We start from the raw sequence: 9609 nt of genomic DNA on the forward strand, positions 1-9609 counted from the left end.
AGTCGGTGAGTAGCGCAGCTTGGTAGCGCACTTGGTTTGGGTCCAAGGGGTCGCAGGTTCGAATCCTGTCTCACCGACCATCTTTCAAACAGGTCTGCTGTTGAGTGTCGAGTCCTTAGCGTTGTGACTCAAAAATCGAGCACTAGGCGATAAACCCCAATTCGGTATCCATACTATTCGTATATAAACCCCGTTAATTGGACAATCAAACTGTAGTTAGATCATTTAGAAGCGAATTTCGAAATCGCATACACATAGGTGTCGACCGACTTAGCATTTTCGAGTAGAGCTGGTGTCAAGATTCTTTGGTATTCTTTACCTTCAAATTCATCTAGTTTTCACCTGTGTTGCTCCAATTCTTCCGAGCAGAAAATAAGCCCGTGAACCTGGTCCCCCTTAGAATCAAACAATACCTGGAAAGCCGAGATTGGCCCCCAACCACTTTGTACTAGTACACCTTTAATCGAACTATTCATCCAAGTACCTTTGAGGTCTTGGAGTAAATGTTCATTGGGCTTGCCTAGTGCAAGTGTGCCGTAGATGAATAAGTTCATCTAATTAGCACTCTTACTTTTCGTGTATATTTTGTTCTATTATATAAAGGGCTTTCAATTCTGCAGTAATGCTTTTACACCAGAACTTCATGCCTACAAGTTGGGATGCAAACAAAAACCTTTTAAGTCTTAGGGAACAATCTCAGTAGGTTTTTGTACTATTAAAGTAACTATTTGCTCACTAAACAACAATACAATAGTAATGCGAGGCATTTTACCCTCGACTTGCGTTATCGCTATCGCTATACTACTGCGTCTTTTTATCAGGCTGCCTTGGTTTATTTCGATTTTCAAGGTATTCGGACGTAACAGATGTTATCCGTAATTATCATTATTTTGCGCCGATAAAAGCTCATTAGTCATTATATATAAGCGCACGAATGCGCATAATTGAGGTATTAGAATGCAAGTTTCCGTTGAGGCGACCAAAGGTTTAGAACGCCGTCTTACTATCACCGTTCCTGCTGAGTCTATTGATTCTGCAGTTAAGTCTCGCTTACAGCAATTAGCTAAAACTCAGAGAATTAATGGTTTTCGTCCTGGTAAAGTTCCAGTTAATGTTATTAAAAAACGTTATGGCCAAGCTGTTCGTCAGGAAATTGCTGGTGAAGTAATGCAACGCAACTTCTATCAAGCTATTACTCAAGAAAAAATCACGCCAGCTGGCATGCCTAGTTTTGAAATGAAAACTGACGAAGACGGTAAAGATTTAGAGTATGTTGCTGCTTTTGAAGTGTATCCAGAAGTAGAAGTTAAAGATGTCGCTAAAATTAAAGTAGAAAAGCCAGTTGTAGAAATCAGTGATAAAGATTTAAACAATATGATTGATACTTTGCGTAAGCAACATGCCAGCTATAAAACTGTTAAGCGTAAAGCCAAAAAAGACGACAAAGTAACTATCGACTTTATCGGAACTATTGACGGTGAAGAGTTTGACGGCGGCAAAGCTGAAGACTTCGTTCTTGAAATGGGTAAAGATCGCATGATCCCAGGCTTTGAAAAGCCAATTGTAGGCAACAAAACCGGTGATGAAGTGATTGCCGAAGTTACTTTCCCTGAAGATTATCATGCAGAAAAGCTTAAAGGCAAAGCTGCGCAGTTCACTATCAACATCAAAAAAGTTGAACAGTTGGACTTGCCAAAAGTTGATGAAGAGTTTGCTAAGTTGTTCGGTATTGAAGATGGCAACATCGAAGCGCTTCATGCAGAAGTACGTAAAAATATGCAACGTGAACTAGATCAAACTTTAAAAGCTTCAGTTAAAGAGCAAGTTATTGCTGGTTTAATTGAAAAGAATCAAATTGATTTACCAAAGGCTTTAGTTGATCAAGAAATTGAAGCTTTGCGTGAGCAAGCTAAGCAACGTTTTAGCCAGCAACAAGGCGGAAACGTTGACAATATGCCTGAACTTCCTGCTGATTTGTTTGAAGAGAACGCTCGTAAACGTGTAAGTATTGGATTGTTGTTAGCTGAAGTCATTAAAACTAACGATATAAAAGTAGATACTTCAAAAGTGGATGAGTTAATTGCTACTGCAGCTTCTGCTTACGAAGACCCACAAGAAGTGGTTGAATACTACAAAACTAACGAAGAATTGATGCAACAAATGAACAATGTTGCAATGGAAGAACAAGCTGTTGAAGTATTGCTTGGTCAATCCAAAGTTAAAGAAGTGAAAAAATCTTTTGATGAGATCATGAACAAACAGGCTTAATTTGCCTTTTGTTATTTGACTTATCTAGTCTGCAACTGCTTAAATGCTCGGTAACTACCGAGCATTTTTATTTGTGAAGAAATTGAATTTATGATGAATACCCCTTTTGATCCAACAAACGCCTTAGTTCCAATGGTTGTAGAGCAAACTGCTAAAGGTGAGCGCTCTTACGATATATATTCTCGTTTATTAAAAGAGAATGTTATTTTTCTAGTCGGTCAAGTTGAAGACCACATGGCTAACCTGATTGTTGCCCAAATGTTGTTTTTAGAAGCTGAAAATCCAGAGAAAGATATTTTCTTGTATATCAATTCTCCTGGCGGCTCAGTGACGGCCGGTATGGCAATTTACGATACAATGAACTTCATAAAACCCAATGTCAGTACTGTGTGTATTGGACAAGCGGCTAGTATGGGGGCATTCTTGTTGTCTGCAGGCGAGAAAGGTAAACGTTATTGTTTGCCAAATTCTCGGGTTATGATCCATCAACCATTAGGTGGTTTCCAAGGGCAAGCGTCAGATTTTGAAATACATGCTAAAGAAATCCTGTCTATCAAAGAGAAGATGAATCGCTTGATGGCACAGCATACTGGGCAAGCCTATGAAAAAGTAGCGCAAGATACCGACAGAGATAATTTTTTAAGTGCAACAGATGCTATGGAGTATGGTTTGATTGACCAAGTGTTAACAAATAGACCAGATACCAACCAAGCTGACACAAAAAGCGACAAATGATAAAGTGACTCTGTAATACACCTAAGAAAAGACTACAGTAACCAAATTGTAGGCTCTTTTTGGAAGAGTCAGTCTGAGATAGGAAAAGATTGTAAATGAGTGATAAAAAAAGTAGCGATGGCGACAACAAACTTTTGTATTGTTCGTTCTGTGGCAAGAGTCAGCACGAAGTAAGAAAGCTAATTGCAGGCCCTTCGGTTTTTATTTGTGATGAATGTGTAGATTTATGTAATGACATTATTCGTGAAGAAATAAAAGAAATCGCGCCTAAGAAAAAACAGGATGAATTGCCTACACCTAAAGAAATTCATGCTCATCTTGATGATTATGTAATTGGTCAGGAGCATGCGAAGAAAGTGCTTTCTGTTGCCGTTTATAACCATTACAAACGTTTGAGAAATGGCGATATACATGATGGTGTTGAATTAGGAAAAAGTAATATTTTGCTAATGGGGCCTACAGGTAGTGGTAAAACTCTATTGGCTGAAACCCTAGCTAGACTCTTAGATGTACCATTTACTATGGCTGATGCTACCACTTTAACCGAAGCAGGTTATGTGGGTGAAGATGTCGAAAATATTATTCAGAAGCTACTACAAAAATGCGACTATGATGTTGATAAAGCGCAGCGCGGCATTGTTTATATTGATGAAATAGACAAAATATCCCGTAAATCAGATAACCCTTCAATTACCAGAGACGTATCTGGTGAAGGTGTGCAACAAGCATTGCTTAAATTGATTGAAGGAACGGTTGCTTCGGTTCCGCCTCAAGGTGGAAGGAAACATCCACAGCAAGAGTTTTTGCAAGTCGATACCTCCAAAATACTATTTATTTGTGGTGGAGCTTTTGCCGGTTTAGACAAAGTTATAGAACAGCGAGCACATACAGGCACAGGTATAGGTTTTGCTTCAGCCATCAAAAATACCAGTAGCAAATCTCATGAAGGCGAATTACTTAAAAAAGTAGAGCCTGAAGATTTGGTTAAGTATGGATTAATTCCAGAATTCATCGGGCGTTTACCAGTGTTAACCTGCTTAGAAGAACTCAGTGAGGAAGCATTGGTTCAAATATTACGTGAACCTAAAAACTCACTTACTAAGCAATATGCTGCTTTGTTTGGATTGGAAGATACCGAGTTGGAGTTTCGTGAAGATGCGTTACAAGCTATTGCCAAAAAAGCTATGCAACGTAAAACCGGTGCTCGTGGATTGCGTTCTATAGTTGAAGCTGTATTGTTAGATACCATGTATGATTTACCATCAATGGATAACGTCAGTAAAGTTGTAATAGACGAAACGGTTATTCGAGGAGAATCTAGTCCGATATTGATTTATGACAGTGGCGTCGATAAAAAAGCCGCTTCTGAATAGAAATAAATAAAGGCTCGAAAGAGCCTTTTTTATTGGTCAAAGTATATCCTAACGCATCTATTGATGACACTTTATTCAACTTTGTTTGAAATTTTCATTTGAACTTTAATTGCCTAGCCCCATATACATCCGATAGATTTAATATTAAATGACTTTATACGAGAGCAAGAATGACTAAAAAGCGAGAAAATCGCATCGAAATGCCTGTGTTGGCTTTACGTGATGTAGTGGTTTATCCACATATGGTTATCCCATTGTTCGTTGGGCGTGAAAAATCCATACGTTGTTTAGAAGCTGCGATGGAAAAAGATAAACAGATTTTTTTAGTCGCTCAAAAAGATGCAGGTGTCGATGAACCTGAAGCTGATGACATATTCACCGTAGGAACTATTGCCACAATATTGCAACTGCTAAAGTTACCTGACGGTACAGTTAAGGTGTTAGTAGAAGGTAATTTACGGGGTAAGATTGAAAAATTCGTTAGTACGGAAGACTTTTTTATCGCTGACGTACTGAGCACCGAAGATACTGATTTAGCGGAAACAGAACAAGAGGTATTAATCCGTTCCGCTATTTCTCAGTTTGAAGGTTACGTTAAACTCAACAAAAAGATACCACCTGAAGTATTAACTTCTTTGAGCGGTATTGAAGATGCCGCACGGCTAGCTGATACCATGGCGGCACATATGCCTCTTAAGTTATCAGAGAAACAAAAAGTGCTAGAGATGCTTGGCATCACAGAACGTCTAGAATATTTAATGGCGTTGATGGAAAGCGAAATAGATTTGCTTCAAGTAGAAAGAAAAATTCGCACTCGTGTTAAAAAACAAATGGAAAAGAGTCAGCGAGAGTACTATTTGAATGAGCAAATGAAAGCCATTCAAAAAGAACTAGGTGAGCTTGACGATGCCCCCGATGAATTTGAAGCCCTAAAGAAAAAAATTGCAGATGCCAAAATGCCGGCTGAAGCAGAGAAAAAGGCTACAACTGAATTATCTAAATTGAAGATGATGTCACCTATGTCGGCTGAAGCAACAGTTGTGCGAAGTTATATCGACTGGCTGACCAATGTACCTTGGGTTAAACGAAGTGTGGTCAAAAAAGACTTAGCTGCGGCTGATAAAGTGTTGGATTCTGATCATTACGGTTTGGATAAAGTTAAAGAACGCATTATCGAATATCTTGCGGTGCAACAGCGAGTTAAAAAACTTAAAGGTCCTATTCTTTGTTTGGTAGGGCCTCCAGGTGTAGGTAAAACGTCTTTAGGGCAGTCTATCGCCAAGGCAACTGGCAGAAAGTATGTACGTATGGCTTTAGGTGGTGTGCGAGATGAAGCCGAAATTAGAGGTCATCGTCGAACCTACATAGGTTCAATGCCTGGGAAAATGGTACAAAAAATGGCTAAAGTGGGAGTCAAAAACCCACTGTTTTTACTCGATGAAATCGATAAAATGTCGTCAGATATGCGCGGTGATCCGTCCTCAGCGTTATTAGAAGTATTAGACCCTGAGCAAAACGGAACCTTTAGTGACCATTATCTAGAAGTGGATTACGACCTTTCAGATGTTATGTTTGTCGCTACTTCAAACAGTATGGATATTCCTGGTCCTTTACTAGACAGAATGGAAGTCATTCGGTTGTCTGGGTACACTGAAGACGAAAAGCTGAATATTGCTACCCAACACCTCATGACCAAACAAATTTCAAGAAACGGCTTGAAAAAAGATGAGTTAGTGATTGAAGAAAGTGCCATCATTGGCATTATTCGTTATTACACACGGGAAGCGGGCGTTAGAAACTTAGAAAGAGAAATTTCGAAAATATGTCGTAAGGCAGTCAAGAATATCTTATTGGACAAAAACATCACCCAGGTCATTGTTAATCAAGACAACTTAAAAGAATATTTAGGTGTTCAGCGATTTGATTATGGGAAAGCTGATAAGTCTAATCAAATAGGTCAAGTAACTGGTTTAGCGTGGACGCAAGTTGGCGGCGAGTTGTTAACGATAGAATCCACATCTGTAGTCGGTAAAGGCAAAACGACATTTACCGGTTCATTAGGTGATGTGATGCAAGAGTCGATTCAAACGGCTATGACAGTCGTTCGTAGTCGAGCAGAAAAGCTGCGAATAAATAGTGATTTCCACGAAAAACGCGACATACATGTACACGTTCCTGAAGGAGCAACACCTAAAGATGGACCAAGTGCAGGTATCGCAATGTGTACTGCATTAATTTCAGCTCTCACAGGTAATCCTGTGCGTTGTGATGTGGCTATGACTGGCGAAATAACTTTGCGTGGTGAAGTGTTACCTATAGGTGGTTTGAAAGAGAAGTTATTGGCTGCTCATAGAGGTGGAATTAAGACTGTCATCATTCCAAAAGAGAATGAACGAGACCTTGAAGAGATCCCAGACAACGTAAAACAAGATTTAAATATTCATCCAGTACAGTGGATTGATGAAGTTTTGGCGTTAGCCTTAGCAGAGCATCCGGAGAAATTTCGGCCAATTGAGGTAAAAGAGGTTAAAAAATAAGCATAAAAGCGAACTTTTTCAATTTTTTTTAAGTATTAGGGCTTCACTATGCAAATAGTTGTGGTAGCCTTTAACGCAGATTCCCTTAAGGCCTTGTCATGAAAGGGATTGAGACGATTCATTGAAAGTTAATGATTTGTAAATATATAGCTTGAAGTTAAGTTTCATGCTTGATATAAATGTTCGGCTTTGCATGGTGCAGGCCGCAAAATATAATAACAATTGAAGGGGTTCATATTGTGAATAAGTCAGATCTTATTGATACCATCGCTGCAAGTGCAGATATTTCTAAAGCAGCAGCAGGACGTGCATTAGATGCATTAACTGGCGCTGTAACAACCGCACTTAAAGAAGGAGACCAAGTAGCATTAGTTGGTTTCGGTACATTCTCAGTACGTGATCGTGCTGCACGCAGTGGTCGTAATCCTCAAACTGGGGCGACTATTCAGATCTCAGCAGCTAAGGTGCCTTCGTTTAAAGCTGGTAAAGCATTAAAAGACGCTTGCAACTAATCACTTGGTTCAGTTTCACCAAAAGGCGATGATTTATCATCGCCTTTTGTATTTGTGCAGTATGGGTCGAGTCCGTTTTCATCACCTCTTTGTTAAAGCTCATTAGATATTTTTCAATTCACTGCGAACAATCATTAATAAATTAACTCGGTTGGTATATAATCCCGCGCGTTTACGGCTAAGACAGCCCAAGTTCGGCGTCTTTAGTACTTATCAATAACAGCTCATTTGGAGTTTGGACTTTAGTATGTTGGAAAGAATCAGAGAAGGATCACAAGGCCCCTGGGCTATGGGGATCTTAGCATTAGTTATTTTAAGTTTCGTATTCGCAGGGGTGGGCAGTTATATTAATTCATCTGCCGCCGGAGCTGCAGCCGAAGTAAATGGCGACGAAATAGGTATTGATGAATTGGAACGTGCCTATCAAAACGAACGCTCTAGGATGGAATCACAATTCGGCGAAGCCTTTGCCACGTTGGCCAGCGATGCTGCCTATCTACAAAATTTCCGTCGTGGAATATTGGATCGTCTAATTAGTGAGAAACTTCTCGATCAAGCAGCTCAAGAATTAGGTTTGAGAGTGAGCGATGCGCAAATAAAATCGGCCATAGTAGGCATGCAAGAATTTCAAATAGATGGCAAGTTTGATAACGAAAGATATCTCGCTATTTTGCGTCAAGCGGGTTTTCAAACTAGTGATTTTAGAGATTATATGCGTATAGATATGGTGCGCAGACAACTGTCTCAGTCTTTAATCGCGACTGAATTTGCTTTACCAAGTGAAGCTAAGACTGCCTACGAGATGCAGCAGCAAACTCGTGATATTCGTTATGTGAATGTACCAGCGGCTAAGTTTATCGACCAAGTAAGCGTCAGCGAAGATGAAATATCAGCGTATTATCAAAATAACATTAGCCAGTTTGATACTGAACTTAAAATCAGTTTGTCTTATGTAGAGTTAGAGTTAGATGATTTATTGCCTACTATCGAGGTGAATGAACAGGAACTTGAAGAGTACTATCAGCAAAACCTAGCTGATTATCGTACCGAAGAAGAGCGCCAAGCGTCACACATTTTGTTCGAAAGTACTGAGCAAGACGAAACAATTGCAGCAAAAGCCGAAGAAGTACTCGCCAAAATTCAAGCTGGAGAAGATTTTTCTGAACTGGCTAAAACCTATTCTAGTGATACTTTCAGCGCCGAAAATGGTGGCGATTTAGGTTGGTTTGGTAAAGGAATTATGGATCCTGCTTTTGAAGAAGCGGCATTTTCACTAGCTAATTCAGGTGACGTGAGTGCGGTAGTCAAAAGTGAATTTGGTTATCACATTATTAAATTGACAGATGTTAAGGCCGAGCAAGTCACTGCTTATGAAGAAGTTAAGCAAGAAATAATGACTAAAGTTAAAACCTTTAAGGCAGAAGACCGTTTCTACGAAGTAAGCCAACGAATAGCAGAAGTCGCGTTTGAAGTACCTGATAATCTTGATGAAGTGGCAGACATTGCTGGAAAAGAAATCAGTACGACAGAATTGTTCAGTCGAAATGAAGCGCCTGAAGTTGTTTCTAGTCCCAATGTATTAGCGAGCGCATTTAGTGCAGAGTTAATTGAAGATGCCGTAAACAGTGAAGTAATAGAGTTGGGTAGCAACCATATTATGGTAGTAAGAGTGGCCAAGCATGAACCTGAACGCACGAAAGCGATAGAAGAAGTCGAAGCGCAAATTCAACAGACATTGTCTGCTCAGGCAGCTCAACAAGCTGCAAGAGATTGGGCAATTGAAGTACAAACCGCTTTAACAGCGCAGGAAGATGTCGAAGGTAAGTTGGCAGCCCTTGAACTAGTATGGGAAAATAAACAAGCTATTACTCGAAACGATGCGGCTGTGTCTAGGAGTATTGTGGATGCTGCATTTCAATTATCGGCAGAAGATACTAACGTGGTTGATTTAGTTACTGGCGATATTAGTCTAGTGCAGTTGATCAAGGTTAACTCAACTTCTGAAGCAAATAGCCAGCAACTAGCCGCATTACAAGATCGTTTGGCATCGAATAAATCACAAATGTTATATGGCGCGGTAATTGAGTCTTTGAAAGCTCAAGCTGATATCGAAATTTATCAGTAAGCCTAATATATGCAACACAATAAAAAAGAGCGTTATCGCTCTAATGCTGTTCACTTAAG

At 39.7% G+C, this 9609-nt stretch carries 7 protein-coding genes and 1 tRNA gene; 7 read left to right on the forward strand and 1 reads right to left on the reverse strand.

Features of this window, described 5'->3' with window-relative positions; translation table 11 throughout:
• Positions 1-3: 3 nt before the first annotated feature.
• Positions 4-80: transfer RNA gene (locus KO534_RS10270), tRNA-Pro, on the forward strand.
• Between the two features lie 258 nt (positions 81-338).
• On the opposite strand, the gene KO534_RS10275 is transcribed toward KO534_RS10270, so the two are convergent.
• A complete protein-coding gene (locus tag KO534_RS10275) occupies positions 339-554 on the reverse strand; it encodes a hypothetical protein (RefSeq protein WP_215929563.1) in 216 nt (71 codons plus the stop codon).
• 403 nt (positions 555-957) lie between these two features.
• Here KO534_RS10275 and tig point away from each other — a divergent pair, with 403 nt between their 5' ends.
• From tig to KO534_RS10305, 6 genes are all read left to right on the forward strand, one after another.
• A complete protein-coding gene (tig, locus tag KO534_RS10280) occupies positions 958-2268 on the forward strand; it encodes a trigger factor (protein WP_215929564.1) in 1311 nt (436 codons plus the stop codon).
• Positions 2269-2358: 90 nt separating this feature from the next.
• Positions 2359-3003 (forward strand): ATP-dependent Clp endopeptidase proteolytic subunit ClpP, encoded by a 645-nt coding sequence (clpP, locus tag KO534_RS10285; protein WP_215929565.1) that lies wholly within the window; start codon positions 2359-2361, stop codon positions 3001-3003.
• Positions 3004-3098: 95 nt separating this feature from the next.
• Positions 3099-4376 (forward strand): ATP-dependent protease ATP-binding subunit ClpX, encoded by a 1278-nt coding sequence (gene clpX / locus KO534_RS10290; RefSeq protein ID WP_215929566.1) that lies wholly within the window; start codon positions 3099-3101, stop codon positions 4374-4376.
• A 170-nt stretch (positions 4377-4546) separates the two neighbouring features.
• Positions 4547-6913: an endopeptidase La gene (gene lon / locus KO534_RS10295; RefSeq protein WP_215929567.1), complete on the forward strand. Its 2367-nt coding sequence runs from the start codon at positions 4547-4549 to the stop codon at positions 6911-6913.
• Between the two features lie 239 nt (positions 6914-7152).
• Positions 7153-7425: an HU family DNA-binding protein gene (locus KO534_RS10300; protein ID WP_215929568.1), complete on the forward strand. Its 273-nt coding sequence runs from the start codon at positions 7153-7155 to the stop codon at positions 7423-7425.
• Positions 7426-7672: 247 nt separating this feature from the next.
• Complete coding sequence (locus tag KO534_RS10305) at positions 7673-9550, forward strand: SurA N-terminal domain-containing protein (protein ID WP_215929569.1); 1878 nt, start codon at positions 7673-7675, stop codon at positions 9548-9550.
• The last annotated feature ends 59 nt before the right edge of the window (positions 9551-9609 follow it).

Origin of the sequence: Paraglaciecola arctica (assembly GCF_018861065.1) — a bacterium.
Taxonomy (GTDB): domain Bacteria; phylum Pseudomonadota; class Gammaproteobacteria; order Enterobacterales; family Alteromonadaceae; genus Paraglaciecola; species Paraglaciecola arctica_B.

Coding starts and splice junctions, on each gene's coding strand:
- tig (WP_215929564.1), top strand. CDS start 958: ATGCAAGTTTCCGTTGAGGCGACCAAAGGTTTAGAACGCCGTCTTACT.
- KO534_RS10305 (WP_215929569.1), top strand. CDS start 7,673: ATGTTGGAAAGAATCAGAGAAGGATCACAAGGCCCCTGGGCTATGGGG.
- lon (WP_215929567.1), top strand. CDS start 4,547: ATGACTAAAAAGCGAGAAAATCGCATCGAAATGCCTGTGTTGGCTTTA.
- KO534_RS10275 (WP_215929563.1), bottom strand. CDS start 554: ATGAACTTATTCATCTACGGCACACTTGCACTAGGCAAGCCCAATGAA.
- clpX (WP_215929566.1), top strand. CDS start 3,099: ATGAGTGATAAAAAAAGTAGCGATGGCGACAACAAACTTTTGTATTGT.
- clpP (WP_215929565.1), top strand. CDS start 2,359: ATGATGAATACCCCTTTTGATCCAACAAACGCCTTAGTTCCAATGGTT.